The 14,931-nt window shown below is 35.7% G+C and carries 13 protein-coding genes; 3 read left to right on the forward strand and 10 right to left on the reverse strand.

Annotation, left to right across the window (positions count from 1 at the left end; translation table 11 throughout):
- Positions 1–97 precede the first annotated feature (97 nt).
- The 10 genes from thrB to rpsU all read right to left on the reverse strand — a co-directional run bounded on the left by thrB (position 98) and on the right by rpsU (position 12,441).
- A complete protein-coding gene (gene thrB, locus GYY69_RS04625; protein ID WP_174796627.1) occupies positions 98–1,036 on the reverse strand; it encodes a homoserine kinase in 939 nt (312 codons plus the stop codon).
- On the reverse strand, positions 1,037–3,493 hold the full coding sequence (gene thrA, locus GYY69_RS04630) for a bifunctional aspartate kinase/homoserine dehydrogenase I (RefSeq protein WP_174796628.1): 2,457 nt from the start codon (positions 3,491–3,493) through the stop codon (positions 1,037–1,039).
- 345 nt (positions 3,494–3,838) lie between these two features.
- A complete protein-coding gene (locus GYY69_RS04635) occupies positions 3,839–4,168 on the reverse strand; it encodes a hypothetical protein (protein ID WP_174796629.1) in 330 nt (109 codons plus the stop codon).
- Positions 4,169–4,307: 139 nt separating this feature from the next.
- Positions 4,308–5,063, reverse strand: coding sequence for an SDR family NAD(P)-dependent oxidoreductase (locus tag GYY69_RS04640; protein WP_174796630.1), 756 nt, complete (start codon positions 5,061–5,063; stop codon positions 4,308–4,310).
- A gap of 177 nt (positions 5,064–5,240) precedes the next feature.
- Complete coding sequence (gene uspA / locus GYY69_RS04645) at positions 5,241–5,693, reverse strand: universal stress protein UspA (protein WP_065637249.1); 453 nt, start codon at positions 5,691–5,693, stop codon at positions 5,241–5,243.
- A gap of 65 nt (positions 5,694–5,758) precedes the next feature.
- The gene (pitA, locus tag GYY69_RS04650; RefSeq protein WP_174796631.1) at positions 5,759–7,273 is read right to left on the reverse strand and encodes an inorganic phosphate transporter PitA; all 1,515 of its coding nucleotides are present in this window, start codon (positions 7,271–7,273) and stop codon (positions 5,759–5,761) included.
- Positions 7,274–7,341: 68 nt separating this feature from the next.
- Entirely contained in the window at positions 7,342–8,313 is a 972-nt protein-coding gene (locus GYY69_RS04655) for a bile acid:sodium symporter family protein (RefSeq protein ID WP_174796632.1), read from the reverse strand.
- Between the two features lie 65 nt (positions 8,314–8,378).
- Positions 8,379–10,217 carry an RNA polymerase sigma factor RpoD gene (gene rpoD / locus GYY69_RS04660; protein ID WP_174796633.1) on the reverse strand — a complete coding sequence of 613 codons (1,839 nt, stop codon included), beginning with the start codon at positions 10,215–10,217 and terminating at the stop codon, positions 8,379–8,381.
- A gap of 81 nt (positions 10,218–10,298) precedes the next feature.
- Positions 10,299–12,080 carry a DNA primase gene (gene dnaG / locus GYY69_RS04665; protein WP_174796634.1) on the reverse strand — a complete coding sequence of 594 codons (1,782 nt, stop codon included), beginning with the start codon at positions 12,078–12,080 and terminating at the stop codon, positions 10,299–10,301.
- Positions 12,081–12,225: 145 nt separating this feature from the next.
- Complete coding sequence (gene rpsU / locus GYY69_RS04670) at positions 12,226–12,441, reverse strand: 30S ribosomal protein S21 (protein WP_034882800.1); 216 nt, start codon at positions 12,439–12,441, stop codon at positions 12,226–12,228.
- Between the two features lie 186 nt (positions 12,442–12,627).
- Here rpsU and hemB point away from each other — a divergent pair, with 186 nt between their 5' ends.
- From hemB to GYY69_RS04685, 3 genes are all read left to right on the forward strand, one after another.
- Positions 12,628–13,635: a porphobilinogen synthase gene (gene hemB / locus GYY69_RS04675; RefSeq protein WP_174796635.1), complete on the forward strand. Its 1,008-nt coding sequence runs from the start codon at positions 12,628–12,630 to the stop codon at positions 13,633–13,635.
- Positions 13,617–13,898: a hypothetical protein gene (locus GYY69_RS04680; protein ID WP_174796636.1), complete on the forward strand. Its 282-nt coding sequence runs from the start codon at positions 13,617–13,619 to the stop codon at positions 13,896–13,898. The genes hemB and GYY69_RS04680 overlap by 19 nt, the downstream gene beginning before the upstream one ends.
- A gap of 242 nt (positions 13,899–14,140) precedes the next feature.
- Positions 14,141–14,911: an IS1 family transposase gene (locus GYY69_RS04685; RefSeq protein ID WP_174796637.1), complete on the forward strand. Its 771-nt coding sequence runs from the start codon at positions 14,141–14,143 to the stop codon at positions 14,909–14,911.
- Positions 14,912–14,931: the final 20 nt, after the last annotated feature.

Here is a 14,931-nt window from a genome sequence, read left to right on the forward strand (position 1 = left end):
TTTATGCTTTAATTTTGTGCTTTTTCTGATATTAACTTAATCAGCAAAAAGTTGGCGTCTTCTTAGGTTTAACCCGATTTTTTTATAATCAATAAACTTAGATCACTCTTGCTCCTTGGGCATCTATTTTGCAAATATGGGTAAAACCTTCATCATTTTGTAAATAACAATGTTTAAGCAGTGATTCAATTTGTTGAGCAGTTTCCAGTTTATCGGCAATCACAAATATTGTTGGACCAGAACCAGAAATACCCGATGCCAACGCACCAAGTTGTTTAACCCGTTTTTGTGTTTCATCAAAGTGAGGCAATAGCTGTTTGCGATACGGTTCTGCAATATTATCAAAAAGCATTGCCGCAGCTAGCTTAGATTGCTTGGTATAACAAGCATGCAAGAACCCACCAACATAGCGCCCATGCGCTACACAATCAGCTTTTTGATACTGGGCAGGTAATATTGCGCGCGCATCAGCGGTTGAAACCTTAATGCCTGGATATGCCATTACCCAGTACCAATCTTCAAAATGAGGTATCGATTCACTAATGATACCCATTTCATCAAGGATAAGTTGCATTCCACCCAAATAGCAGGGTGCCACATTATCATAATGCACACTACCAGAAATACGTCCTTCAAGTTCACCCATCATTGAAAGCATTTCAAACTCATTAAATGGTTTATCAAAAAACTCATTTAAAGCAACAAACGCCCCAACCACAGAGCAAGCGCTTGATCCTAGTCCCGAGCCAATTGGCATATTTTTTTCAAGCATCATACTGACAGGCAATTTTTTACCCATTGCTTGGCAAAAGCGCTGCCAACATTGATAAACAATATTATATTTAGGATTATCGGGTAGTTTTTTTACAAATTGACCTTTGCTAGTAAGGGAAAACTCATTAGCAGATTCAACGGTAATACAGTCCCCCAGCATCGCACCACTAATCGGGCTAATTGCTGCACCTAATATATCAAAGCCAACACTAATATTGGCCATTGATGCTGGTGCATAAACAGTTAAAGATTTATGACTCATTTAACCCCCAATTTTGCCAGATGTAGTTCGTAAAATATCAGCAAAAACGCCTGCTGCTGTGACATCATTCCCTGCACCATAACCACGTAAGACCAAAGGAATTGGTTGGTAATAACGCGTATAAAATGCTAAGGCATTTTCGCCATTTTTGACTTTATAAAGAGGATCTTCACTATCGACAGCTTCAATTCTAACACTGCATTGATTGTTTTCTATGCTACCAACATAACGTAATACTTTGCCTTGTTTTGCCGCTTGTTCTGATTTTGCTTTAAACTCTAAATCTAATTGCGGTAATTTAGCCATAAACTCATCAATACTACCTTGTGCATATTGATCAGGTAAAACCGATTCAACTTCGATTTGATCAAGTTCTAATTGTAATCCTGCTTCTCGGGCTAAAATTAATAGCTTTCTAGCGACATCTGTACCCGATAAATCATCACGAGGATCAGGTTCAGTAAAGCCTTTTTCTTTTGCCAATTTAGTGGCTTCGGACAATGACATGCCCTCATCAAGTTTTCCAAAAATAAAAGAGAGCGAACCTGATAATATGCCAGAGAATTTAATTAGTTCATCCCCAGCATTAAGTAAATTTTGTAAATTTTCAATAACGGGTAAGCCAGCTCCAACATTGGTGTCGTACTGAAATTTACGTTTACTTTTTTCAGCTTCTTGACGTAAACGTAAATAATAAGCCATTGAACTTGTATTTGCTTTTTTATTTGGCGTGACAACATGAAAACCATTAGCTAAAAAGTCTGCATATTTATCAGATATTTCACGACTAGAAGTACAATCAACTAAGATGGGATTAAGTAATCGATTATTTTTAGCAAACTCAATAATTCCATCTAATGAGTAACTATTTTCACTGTGCTTAATTTGCTCTCGCCAATTTGAAAGATCGATACCATCGCGATTAACAACGTTATGTTTAGAATTAAATAACCCACAAACACGCAAATCGATCTGTTTATTTTTAAGCCATGCTTGTTGACGTTCGATTTGATCAATTAATGCACCACCGACACCACCAACACCAATCACAAACACATCAAGCATTTTATCAGTACCAAATAACATCTGATGTGCAACACGTACGCCCATCACGGCAACATCATTATCAACCACAACTGAAATAGACCGTTCAGATGAACCTTGTGCAATTGCAACAATATTAATATTGGCTCTAGCAAGCGCTGTAAAAAAGTTAGCCGATAAGCCTCGCAATGTCCGCATACCATCACCGACAACAGAGATGATCGCTTGTTTTTCGATCACTTCAATTGGTTCAAGTAATCCATCTTTTAATTCTAAGAAAAACTCATCACTTAATGCTTCTTCTGCGCGATACAGTTCAGTTTGGGGTACACAAAAACTGATACTATATTCTGATGAAGATTGAGTAATAAGTACCACTGAAATACCTGCATAAGACATTGCTGAAAAAACACGGGCAGACATACCAACCATGCCCTTTAATCCAGGACCAGAAACATTGATCATTGCCATGTTATTTAAATTGGTAATACCTTTTACTGGGTTTGTTGAATCAACCACATTTGCTCCAATCAGTGTTCCCGGTGCATCAGGGTTATTCGTATTTTTAATTAAACAAGGGATTTGGAACTGGGCAATAGGTAAAATTGTTCTTGGGTGAAGCACTTTTGCACCAAAATATGAAAGTTCCATGGCTTCTTGATAAGACATCGTTGTAAGTAGTTTAGCATCGGGTACAATACGGGGATCACAGGTATAGACACCATCAACATCTGTCCATATTTCACAGCTATTAGCACGTAAGCATGCTGCTAGTACCGAAGCTGAATAGTCTGAACCATTACGCCCAAGAACAACTAACTCGCCTTTCTCATTACCTGCTGTAAAGCCAGGCATTAAAATAATATGATCTTGTGGGATACGCATTTCACTAATGCGGTGTGAAGACTCTGCAATATCGACCGTTGATTCTAAATAGCTACCTTCTGCAATTAACATCGCGACTGGATTGATTACAGTAACTAAATGCCCCTTAGCCTTTAGTAGTTCTTCCATAATGGCGATAGAAAGTTTTTCACCACGGCAGATAATTGATGCATTAATGCTATCAGGACATTGACCTAATAAACCAATACCCTTAAGCAATTGCTTAATATTATTTAATTCATCAAGTGCAAAGCGTTTCATCTGTTCATAAGCAAAATTAGGTTGTGCTTTTGCAATGCCTTCTAATAAATCAGCAAAGATTTTTTCAGCATCATAGATATTATTCTGTATATCTTGCCCTGCAACTGTTTTTTCTACCATTGCGACTAAATGATTAGTAATTTTAGCCGGTGCTGATAAAACAGCTGCGTTTTGCTCTTGCTTAGCATTATTTTCAATAATCTCTGCAACGCGTAAAAAACGTTCTGCGTTAGCGACAGAAGTTCCTCCAAATTTTAAAACTTTCATATCACACCTTTACTTATTGTTCTAATTTATGCCCATTAAAATCCAAAATACCTTTTGCCAAAAAACCAGCAATTTTAAAAATATTACTGTAAATATCAAAATTTTATCTTTTATTTGTTTTTATGCTTTTTGAACATATTTTTTATATAAACTAAAAACCCGCCTTTTTTGGCGGGTTTTTATATTTTTTAAGGGAAAATCAACCCGCCCTATATTGAATAATAGTGCTTAAGGTGCCAATAATGTTTGAAATAGTCATTATCATTTTCATCACTTCCCTAACTAAATTTATACTTTAAACGCTAAAAACAAAACAGCCCGACATTTTCATGTCAGGCTGTAATTTTAAAAAACTTTTTTACTGTTTTCGTACTCATGAACGACTTTATTCAAAGCTTGGTAGATGCTTTCAGTATCTTGTTTTTTTAATGCTTCATCAAGAATATTAAGGTACGATAACATTAACTTTTGATTGTCTTCTGCAAACGTAGGCGATATTTCCTGATCTTCATATAGCATGACATAAGTGCGCGCAAATCCAAAGATCAAAAAATAAACCGCTGCATTTTTTGGGTCTTCTTGAATCAATGTCCGCATAGCGTTGCGCAGTTTCACATAGCTATCTGTACCCGGTAAGCTTGTTGCAAATGTTTTAGTCACTTCAGTAAATGTCATTACCATTAACCTCAATCAAAATTACAAGGGAAAAGAATAGCAATCCAAAGAAAGAAGTGCAAGTCTATTTTGTTTTTTATATCTATTTTTTAAAATTAAAGAATATCGATATTTATAATTTAATCCCGATGTTATTTGATTATTCACCTTCTTTGTAAACCGCTAATCCAGCTTGAGCTTGTGCAACAGGCATTATCTCAAGTGAATTAACATTAAAATGTGTTGGTGTATTAACTAGCCATGAGACAGTATTGGCGATATCATCTGGAGTTATATAATCAATACCCTTGTATACGGCAGCTGCTTGCTCATTATTTCCATGAAATCTAACATTAGAAAATTCAGTACCACCACATAATCCAGGTTCGATATTAGTCACCCTAATGTTTGTTCCTAAAAGATCGGTACGCAAATTAGCACTAAATTGTTTAACAAATGCTTTAGATGCACCGTACACATTTCCACCTTTGTAAGCATAGGTACCAGCTACAGAACCAAGGTTAATGATGTAACCAAAATTACGCTCAACCATACTAGGCAAAAGCTGATGGGTCAAGTGGATTAATCCAATTATGTTAGTTTGGATCATTGTTTCCCAATCATTATAATCGGCTTGATAAGCAGGCTCTAACCCCAAGGCCAATCCAGCATTATTAATTAAAATATCGACAGGTTGAAATTCTTTAGGTAGCTGCAACAATATTGACTCTACTGCATCTTTTTTTGTGATATCCAAAGCTAAAAAAGTAAAGTTTCTTCCCAATTCATCCGCTAGCTTTTGTAATTTTTCTGCACGCCTAGCGACACCTACCACTTTATAGCCATCTGCAATTAGCTTACGACAAATAGCTTGCCCAAATCCAGAAGATGCACCAGTAACTAAAGCGATATTCATATTAAATCCCCTTATTGACTATATAACAATTTGAGTGTATTTCCATAAATGCAATAGGTACAAACAAGAAAGTAGTAAATAAAAATATACTAAAACACATACTTTTCTGAAAGTTTTTTACAAATTATGAAATACTAATAAAAAACCCGCTAATTAAGCGGGTTGATATTTAACACTTCATTTAGCTGGTTCTTCCACTGGCTCTTCATCTTTTAATGGAACAATCAAAGTATCAATATGGGTATTATTGATAAGTTGACGAGCAGAAGACATTAATTTACTCCAGAAATCCTGATGATGCCCACACACAACCAGATCAATGTTATATTCGTGAATCGCTTCAATTAATACTTGGTCAAATTCCCCATTGCCCGAAAGAGTATGAGCGATAGGATAACCTGCATCATCCGCTAATTTATTTAATGCAAGATGTGCATCTTCGGTAATACGATCTTTCATATCATTCATATTGATATCAACTAAACCCGTGTAAAGATCTGAATAATTAATACCAACATGAATCAATGATATTTGAGCATTATATGGCCTAGCCATCGAAACGGCTTTTTCGACAAGAACTTCACTTTCAGGTGATAAATCAACTGCGACTAATATATGTTTATAAGCCATGATACTTTACTCCTTCCTATTTTTAACGCTCAAGTAAATTGAAAATCAGTACTCTACTTTTACTACTAAATTAATTTTTGAGCAAGCCAAAAAAGTGATCCAGATAACAAAATCGAAATTGGAAGTGTTAAAATCCATGTTAATGCAATACTTTTAATGGTTTTACTTTGCACGCCACCACCATCAACAATCATCGTCCCCGCAACCGATGAAGAAAGAACTTGAGTTGTCGATACGGGCATGCCGGTGTAACTTGCAATCCCAATTGATAAAGCTGTTGTGATTTGTGCCGATACGCCTTGTGCGTAAGTCATGCCTTTCTTACCAATTTTTTCACCGATAGTAATCGCCACACGACGCCAACCAATCATCGTCCCTACCGCTAATGCGGAGGCAACCGCAACAATAATCCAAATTGGGGCATACTCTACTGTCTTAAGTAAATCATTATTTAAAGATTTAAGATATTGTTTGTCTTCTGATGATACATTCGGTTGTTTGGCAACATGAGATACCGTATCAGATAAACATAACAATATACGTCTAGTTTGTGATCGTTGATCAACAGTCAATGAGTCGTAATCATTGATTTTGTTAAATAAGTGATTAGCAATCCCTAATGTGATAAATGAGCGTGAATAATCACAATGATATTTATTCAAATCGCCTTCTGGAATACTGGTGTCTAACGCAGGCTGCGTACCAATTATTGTATTTAAATCATCATTATGGGTAACAAAATACTCTTGAATATTGTGAATCGCATTACGAGTATTTGTAATATCATAGGTCGATGCATTCATGTTAACAATAAAGCCTGCAGGAGCAATGCCCATTAATACTAACATTAATAAGCCGATACCTTTTTGCCCATCATTAGCACCATGTGAAAAACTCACACCAGCAGCTGAAATTATAAGCATAATGCGAATCCAAAAAGGGGGTTTCTTTTTGCCATAGAGTTTTTCACGTTGTTCTGGCGTCATGAAAATACGTTCTCGTTTTTTGCTGCTTTTTTTACTTTGGCTTTTACGTGTCCAATATTTCCTCAACAAAAAGATCATCAAGCCTGCAATCACAAGACCTACAACAGGGGAAACAATTAATGATAAAAAGATATGAATCATCTTAGGAATATTAAGGGCATCTATTATTGATGTATCCATAATAAATGCGTTAGTCAGTGCCACACCAATAATTGAACCAATTAGGGTATGTGAGCTTGATGCTGGAATACCAAGATACCATGTTCCAAGATTCCAAATGATAGCCGCAAATAAAATAGAAAAGACCATAGCAAGCCCATGTGATGAACTTACATTAAGTAATAAATCAGTAGGTAATAGATGAACTATGGCATAAGCCACACTGAGGCCACCAAGCAAAACCCCAAAAAAGTTAAACATACCAGCCATAAAAACAGCGAGTTGTTCCTTTAATGCCCTAGTATAAATTACTGTTGCAACAGCATTAGCTGTGTCGTGGAATCCATTAATTGCTTCATAAAAGAGTACAAAAAACAGTGCCAAAACTAATAGTATAATGGTCGAAAATTCTAATTCAGCAAATAGATGTAACATAATATATCTTTCTGTTGTTAATAGCGGCCCTATTATCCTTGAGAATAGGGCAATGAGCAAAACAATTTTTAAATTTTTCGTTTTGCATAATGTGCAGCTAAAAGCGCACAAATCATTAATTGAACTTGATGAAAAATCATTAAGGGTAAAATCATTATGCCAATTATCGACATGGGAAAGATAATGCTAGCCATAGGAATACCGCTCGCTAAGCTTTTTTTGGAACCACAAAACACAATAGTGATTTCATCTTCTTTGTTAAAACCCAGTAATCTTGAACCATAAGTTGTTATTAATAAAACAATAATTAACAATATAATAGAATAAAAAATAATTGATAAAAGTGATAACAAACTAATTTGAGACCAAATGCCATTAGCAACGGCATCACTAAAAGCTACATATACAACTAATAGAATCGAGAATCGATCGGTTTTGGAAATGACACTTTTATATTTATCCACCCATTTGCCAATAAAGCGTCTTGATAAGTGACCAAGTAAAAATGGCAACATAAGTTTTAACATGATAGAAGTGATGGCATCTAGCATATTCATAGAATTTGAAGCTTGGGTATGCATCAATAAATTCACTAAAACAGGCGAAATAACCACCCCTAATAATGTTGATGCTGAAGCACTACAAATAGCCGCAGCCACATTGCCTTTTGCAATTGAGGTAAACGCAATAGCAGATTGAACGGTTGCTGGTAATACGCAAAGATAAACAAAACCTAAATAAAGATTTTGTGATAAAAAAGTGGGAACCAAAACTTGCATTATCACCCCAAGGATCGGGAAGATAACAAAAGTAGTCATAAAAATAACCAAATGCAATCGCCAATTTTTTATGCCAATAACAATTGCTTGAAAAGAAAGCTTGGCACCATGCATAAAAAAGAGTAAGCCAATAGCAAAGGTTGTGAGGTTTTCAAAAAAAACTTTGGTTTGCCCCTCACATGGGAAAAAGCTTGCTGTAATAACGACACAAATTAGCGTTAATAAGAATGGATCAAGTTTAAAACGTTGGAGTATATTCATAGCTTTTAGCTTAATTAGTTAAAAAAAATCGCCACAATTGTGGCGATCTAAATAGAAAATAAAGTTTATTCTAAGAAACTACGAAGCACATCGGATCGACTTGGATGGCGTAACTTACGCAAGGCCTTAGCTTCAATTTGACGAATACGTTCACGTGTGACATCAAATTGTTTACCGACTTCTTCTAGCGTATGATCTGTATTCATATCAATACCAAATCGCATACGTAACACTTTGGCTTCTCTTGGCGTTAATCCAGATAAGATATCGCGTGTCGCACTGCGTAAGCTTTCAGACGTGGCTGCATCTAACGGTTGCTCAAGAGCGGTATCTTCAATAAAGTCACCTAAATGGGAATCTTCATCATCCCCAACAGGTGTTTCCATTGAAATAGGTTCTTTAGCAATCTTAAGCACCTTACGAATTTTGTCTTCTGGCATTTGCATGCGCTCTGACAACTCTTCAGGCGTTGGTTCACGACCAATCTCTTGTAACATCTGACGTGAAATACGGTTTAGTTTATTGATTGTTTCAATCATATGCACTGGAATACGGATTGTTCTTGCTTGATCTGCAATAGAACGAGTAATAGCTTGCCTTATCCACCAAGTTGCATAGGTTGAGAATTTATAACCACGGCGATATTCAAACTTATCAACCGCTTTCATCAAACCAATATTACCTTCTTGAATAAGATCTAAGAATTGTAATCCGCGGTTAGTATATTTCTTCGCAATAGAGATAACGAGTCGCAAGTTAGCTTCAACCATTTCTTTCTTAGCACGACGTGCTTTAGCTTCACCAATAGACATACGTCGATTAATATCTTTAATTTGCTCAATAGAAAGATTAGTTTCTGTTTCAATTTGCTGTAATAGATTGATCTGAACTTGGATAGGTTCTTCAAATTCTTTCAAACTTACAGCAAATGCACTTTTAGCAGTTAATGCCTTATGATACCAGTTCATGTTATTTTCATTACCGGTAAAATGCGTCATAAACTGCTTTTTCGGCATTTTACATTGTTCCACACAGATCTTCATAATGGCACGTTCATGCGTTCTAACGCGCTCCATCATGCTTCTCATATTATTAACAAGAATATCAAACTGCTTAGCAACTAAACGGAATTGTTTGAATATTTCTGATAGATTTTCGATCTCATTTTGTGCTTTTTTATGAGCACGACCATATTTTTTTATAGCCTCAGAGGTTTTATCATGTTGCTCTTTTAATTCAGCAAATTTAGCTTTTGCAACTTCAGGATCGATAGAAACATCATCATCAGTTGAAGCATCGCTTTCTTCATCCTCGTTCTCATCGTCGCTATCATCAATGTCAATTTCGGTTTCACTAACTAACTCTTCAGGTAGTTCTTCCGCAACTTCTTCAGCATTCGGATCAACAAAACCTGTAATCAAATCAGATAAGCGAACTTGTCCGCTTTCGATTAAATTATATTGCTCTAAAAGATAGGTAATGGCTTCTGGATATTCGGATACTGAAGTTTGAACCTGATTAATACCATCTTCAATACGCTTAGCAATATCAATTTCGCCTTCACGCGTTAACAGTTCAACCGCCCCCATTTCACGCATATACATACGAACGGGATCGGTTGTTCTACCAATTTCTGACTCAACATTAGATAATACTAATGCTGTCGCTGCTTCAACGGCCTCTTCATCAGGGACATTATCGGAAAGTAATAACTCATCAGAATCTGGGGCTTCTTCAAGAACTTGAATCCCCATATCATTAATCATTTGGATAATATCTTCAATCTGATCTGAATCAATAATCTCTTCAGGCAAGTGATCGTTGACATCAGCATAGGTTAGGTATCCTAGCTCCTTACCTCGAATGATTAGGAGTTTAAGCTGTGATTGAGAATTTTGCTCCATAAAAGGTATCCACTTTAGTTATTTGGTCATCTATATTATATATGTAGAACAGTATCTGAAATCTACATGTACCCTATATATTTAGTCTTTTTTTGATAAAACAAGTATTAAAGTCGCCAATTCTTTTTTCTCTGCGGTACTTAAACCGGAGACTCTCTCTTTTGCGATTAGTTCATCTTGCCTTTGGGCGAGTATGTTATCATACAACTCTTTTAAAGTATGTGAAAAAGTTGAATCTATTTCATCATCTTGATAATGACACTCCCATGTTGATAAACGATTTAATTGTTTATAAAACGGTCTATCTATACACTCTGTTAATATTTGTGCTGTCGTTATATTGGGATAACGTTGACATAATTCAAGTAATTCAATGAAGATCTCAATACCTGCCATTTTAACTTGGCGAATCACATTAATATCAGAAACTTGCTCAGCAAGATTAGGATATTGAAGTAATAAACCAATTAAAACACGCATAGTGGTTAATTTCATTTGTGATACAGGGGCTTTTTCTTTCGCCTTTTCATCACCTTTAGAGCGATTTTCATTCATTAATTGCTCTAGCTGAGAAACATCAAGCAAACCTAAATAATTGCCAAGTTTTTGTAATAAATTTAATCTGAAAGCTTTTGCCTTAATTTGATCAAGTAGCGGTAAAGCTAACGAGCTCAATTTAGCTTTTCCTTCAGCAGTTTTTAAATCAACCTGTTTCAAAAGTTCATCAAATAAAAACTTTGATAAATTTGAGGCCTCATTTAAATATTTTTCAAAACCCGCTTTACCAACTTTACGAACAAAACTATCCGGATCTTCATCTTGAGGTAAAAAAGCAAAGGTAATTTTCTTACCATCGATTAAGCAAGACAATAATACATTAAGAGCTCGCCATGCGGCACTTCGCCCAGCATTATCGCCGTCATAACAAAATATTACCGAATCTGTTGCTCTAAATAATAACTTAATATGTTCTTCTGACGTTGCCGTACCTAAAGAAGCAACTGCATAATCAATGCCATATTGAGCAAGCGAAACCACATCCATATAACCTTCAACCACAATGAGTTGTTGAGGATTACGATTCACTTCTTGTGTTTCATAAAGTCCATAAAGTTGAAAACCTTTATGGAAAATTGGGGTTTCCGGTGAATTAATATATTTTGCTGGGTCATTAATGATAGTTCGGCCACCAAATGCTATCACGTTTCCTTGCCTATCACGGATAGGGAACATGATTCGTGCCCGAAAGCGGTCATATTGATTACCACTATCATTGGTTACAAGCATTCCTGCTTGTTCATAAAGCACTGCTTCAGCTTTTGTTTTAACAATGTTTTGTGAAGTTAACCGCCAATCATTAGGGGCAAAACCAATTTTATATCTAGCAATAATTTCAGCGTTAAGCCCTCGATTTTCAAGATATTTTTGAGCATCAATAGATGTTGGTAATACTAATTGCTGCTGGTAGAAATCCGTGATTTTAGCCATCAAGGTATACAAATCACGACGTACATTTCGAGATTCAATATGCTTGGATTGATCTATTTGATTGTTATCACTATCAATATAAGGTACTCGAATCCCTTGCATACTAGCCAATTCTTCAATAGCTTCAGGGAAAGACAACCGTTCATATTGCATTAAAAAATTAACAACCGATCCCGATGCACCACATCCAAAACAGTAATAGATCTGCTTTTTCTCATTAAGCGAAAAAGAGGCTGTTTTTTCATCATGGAAAGGGCAGCAACCAAAATAGTTATTCCCCTTTTTTTTCATTTTAACGCGTTTACTAATCACATCAAGAATGCTAGTTCGAGCAATGAGATCTAAAATGAAATCGCGAGGGATATGACCTTTCATGATAAATTTTCAACCAATTTAGGTGTTATAGAAAGACAACAAGCCGTATCAAAAATACGGCTTGTTAGAATTCTTTATATTAAAAAGATAACAAATTGATTTTAATATCAATTCAAGTTTTCAGTATAAATAATCTTAAAAACAATTAATATAGACGAGTGCGACGAGCGTTTTCTCTTTCTAATTTTTTAGCATGGCGTTTAACAGCTGCCGCTTTAGCTCGTTTACGAATAGTCGTTGGTTTTTCGTAAAATTCACGATTACGAACTTCAGCTAAAACTCCTGCTTTTTCACAAGAACGTTTGAAACGACGTAATGCTACATCGAAAGGTTCATTTTCACGTACTTTAATTACTGGCATGTGCCTCTCACCTCAAATTTGTTTAATATCACAAGGGACTAAAATTTAGTGCGCAATTTTACCCCTAATCAATATATGTTGTAAAGTAAAAAATCGAATTATTCTAAGAGAGCAAATTAATTTGCCAATCAACATATAGCGTCAGATAATAAATGAAATCTGATTAAGAATAAACAGGAGTTTTTCATGCCATCATTTACAGGTCAATATCCAACTCGCCGCTTACGTCGTAATCGTGCCCATGATTTTAGTCGTCGTATGGTTGCAGAACACAGCTTGACCGTCAATGACCTCATTTATCCAGTTTTCATTATTGAAGGCAATAATGTTACTGAACCGATTACCTCAATGCCAAATGTAAATCGAATGAGTATTGATGTATTACTAAAAGAAGCAGAACAAGTAGCTAAATTAGGGATTCCTGTTCTTTCATTATTTCCTGCTATTGAACCAGCAAAAAAATCACTACTTGCTCAAGAAGCATATAATGAAACGGGATTAGTACCGAAAGCGATTCGAACATTAAAAAAAGAGTTCCCCGAGCTAGGCATACTCACTGATGTCGCACTTGATCCTTATACCACCCATGGACAAGACGGCATTATTGATGAACAAGGGTACGTGCAAAACGATCGCTCTGTTGAGACGCTTGTAAAACAAGCGCTAATGCAAGCAGAAGCGGGAGTAGACATTATCGCACCAAGCGATATGATGGATGGACGCATTGGCGCAATACGTAATGAGCTAGAAAAACACGGTTTTGTTAACACCCAAATTATGGCTTATTCAGCCAAATATGCATCTTGTTTTTACGGTCCTTTCCGTGATGCTGTCGGTTCTGCCCAAAATATTAAAGGTGGCAATAAAAAAACTTATCAGCTCGATCCTGCTAACAGTGATGAAGCATTACAAGAAATTTATCAAGATTTAAGCGAAGGTGCAGATATGGTCATGGTTAAACCGGGTATGCCTTATCTTGATATCGTGCAAAGAGTCAAAGAAACTTTTGCTGTGCCGACTTTTGCTTATCAGGTTTCTGGCGAGTATGCCATGTTAACAGCGGCAATTGAAAAAGGTTGGTTAGATGAAAAATTAGCCATTACGGAGTCTTTACTTTGTTTTAAACGCGCAGGAGCCGATGGTGTATTAACCTATTTTGCCAAACAAGTCGCCGAATGGTTACACCAAAAATAAATATATTTATTCAAATAGATAATAATTACGCACTCCAATATTTGGAAGGCGTATTTATTCCTATACCGGACATGAATATCAAAGCACAGGCGAACACCTATTTGTTAAAACGTGTAATAACGATTATATCAATCAATAATTTACAAAACCTACCTGCAAACGAATGGGAAAGCGGAAAGAATGATACGGTTAAACCGCATAAAGCGATTTCAGGGAAAACCCCTTATGAGTTTTTAGAAGATTATTTTAATCATGAAGTGTAAACAACCTGACTTTCCCTACAAAATATCTAACATATCGAATCATATTATCAACCATACTGCTTAATAACAATACAACTTCCATTCTTCCTTGGGCATCGATAATAAGAAATAAAAATAAGTGATTACTTAGCCTTGGTTAATAATTACTCTTTGCTGAAAATCGTAAAAAAGTTTCAGGGAAGCTATATGTTTAAGTAAAAATCTGATAATATTTACAGGGATAAGCGATAAGGGAATAAAAAATGATTTATGAACTCGTACCAACCGAATTGCATGATGAATTCAAAGCTTTTCATCATGACCTAGAAAAAATAGCATCGCAACATGTAGAAGCTTGTCCATTTTGTAAAAAAACTGCATTTTATTTAATTCGTTCAAAACCAACTAAAACATACCGCTGTAAAGATTGTCATAAATATTTTACCGTTTCAACCAATACTCCTTTCAATCGTTTAATGCCATTTAATTGGCTAGAACTTATCTTTACTAGTCGTATAAAAAATATTAGTTATCTCAATATTGCAGAAAAACTTGAAAGCTCATTAGAAAAGGTAATACGTCGAGATCGTGCTATTATTCATTATCTTCAAATCCATTACCCATCATTGCATAAGTGGTATACACATCAAAAACAAACCACATTAATGCCAACTTTAGCAGAACAACATCAAACCATTAAAGCTAAAGTAACCGCCTTATTGAATGAACAAAGTCCAACGTGTATACACTGCGGATCGAACGAAACAACCAAAGTCGGTTCTCGCACTTGCTATCGCTGTAGGCGCTGTCGACATAGTTTTAATATTTTAAGCAACACTAGTTTAAACCGGATACCAAAACCTGAATTATGGCTACAATTCATCGATCTACTTGTTTCTGGAGCTAATAATTTACAAATAAGAAAAGCACTTAATTTACACAATGATACTGTACGTAAATGGCGTTCGGCTTGGTACCACATGATGAAAGATTGGCACTGCGAAGCACTTGCTATTTGGTGCAAAAATAAATAAGACAACAGAATAAAAGGAAA

Source organism: Gilliamella sp. ESL0250 (assembly GCF_013345045.1).
In the GTDB taxonomy this organism is placed as follows: Bacteria; Pseudomonadota; Gammaproteobacteria; order Enterobacterales; family Orbaceae; genus Gilliamella; species Gilliamella apicola_H.

Coding starts and splice junctions, on each gene's coding strand:
- thrB (WP_174796627.1), bottom strand. CDS start 1,036: ATGAGTCATAAATCTTTAACTGTTTATGCACCAGCATCAATGGCCAAT.
- thrA (WP_174796628.1), bottom strand. CDS start 3,493: ATGAAAGTTTTAAAATTTGGAGGAACTTCTGTCGCTAACGCAGAACGT.
- GYY69_RS04635 (WP_174796629.1), bottom strand. CDS start 4,168: ATGACATTTACTGAAGTGACTAAAACATTTGCAACAAGCTTACCGGGT.
- GYY69_RS04640 (WP_174796630.1), bottom strand. CDS start 5,063: ATGAATATCGCTTTAGTTACTGGTGCATCTTCTGGATTTGGGCAAGCT.
- uspA (WP_065637249.1), bottom strand. CDS start 5,693: ATGGCTTATAAACATATATTAGTCGCAGTTGATTTATCACCTGAAAGT.
- pitA (WP_174796631.1), bottom strand. CDS start 7,273: ATGTTACATCTATTTGCTGAATTAGAATTTTCGACCATTATACTATTA.
- GYY69_RS04655 (WP_174796632.1), bottom strand. CDS start 8,313: ATGAATATACTCCAACGTTTTAAACTTGATCCATTCTTATTAACGCTA.
- rpoD (WP_174796633.1), bottom strand. CDS start 10,217: ATGGAGCAAAATTCTCAATCACAGCTTAAACTCCTAATCATTCGAGGT.
- dnaG (WP_174796634.1), bottom strand. CDS start 12,080: ATGAAAGGTCATATCCCTCGCGATTTCATTTTAGATCTCATTGCTCGA.
- rpsU (WP_034882800.1), bottom strand. CDS start 12,441: ATGCCAGTAATTAAAGTACGTGAAAATGAACCTTTCGATGTAGCATTA.
- hemB (WP_174796635.1), top strand. CDS start 12,628: ATGCCATCATTTACAGGTCAATATCCAACTCGCCGCTTACGTCGTAAT.
- GYY69_RS04680 (WP_174796636.1), top strand. CDS start 13,617: ATGGTTACACCAAAAATAAATATATTTATTCAAATAGATAATAATTAC.
- GYY69_RS04685 (WP_174796637.1), top strand. CDS start 14,141: ATGATTTATGAACTCGTACCAACCGAATTGCATGATGAATTCAAAGCT.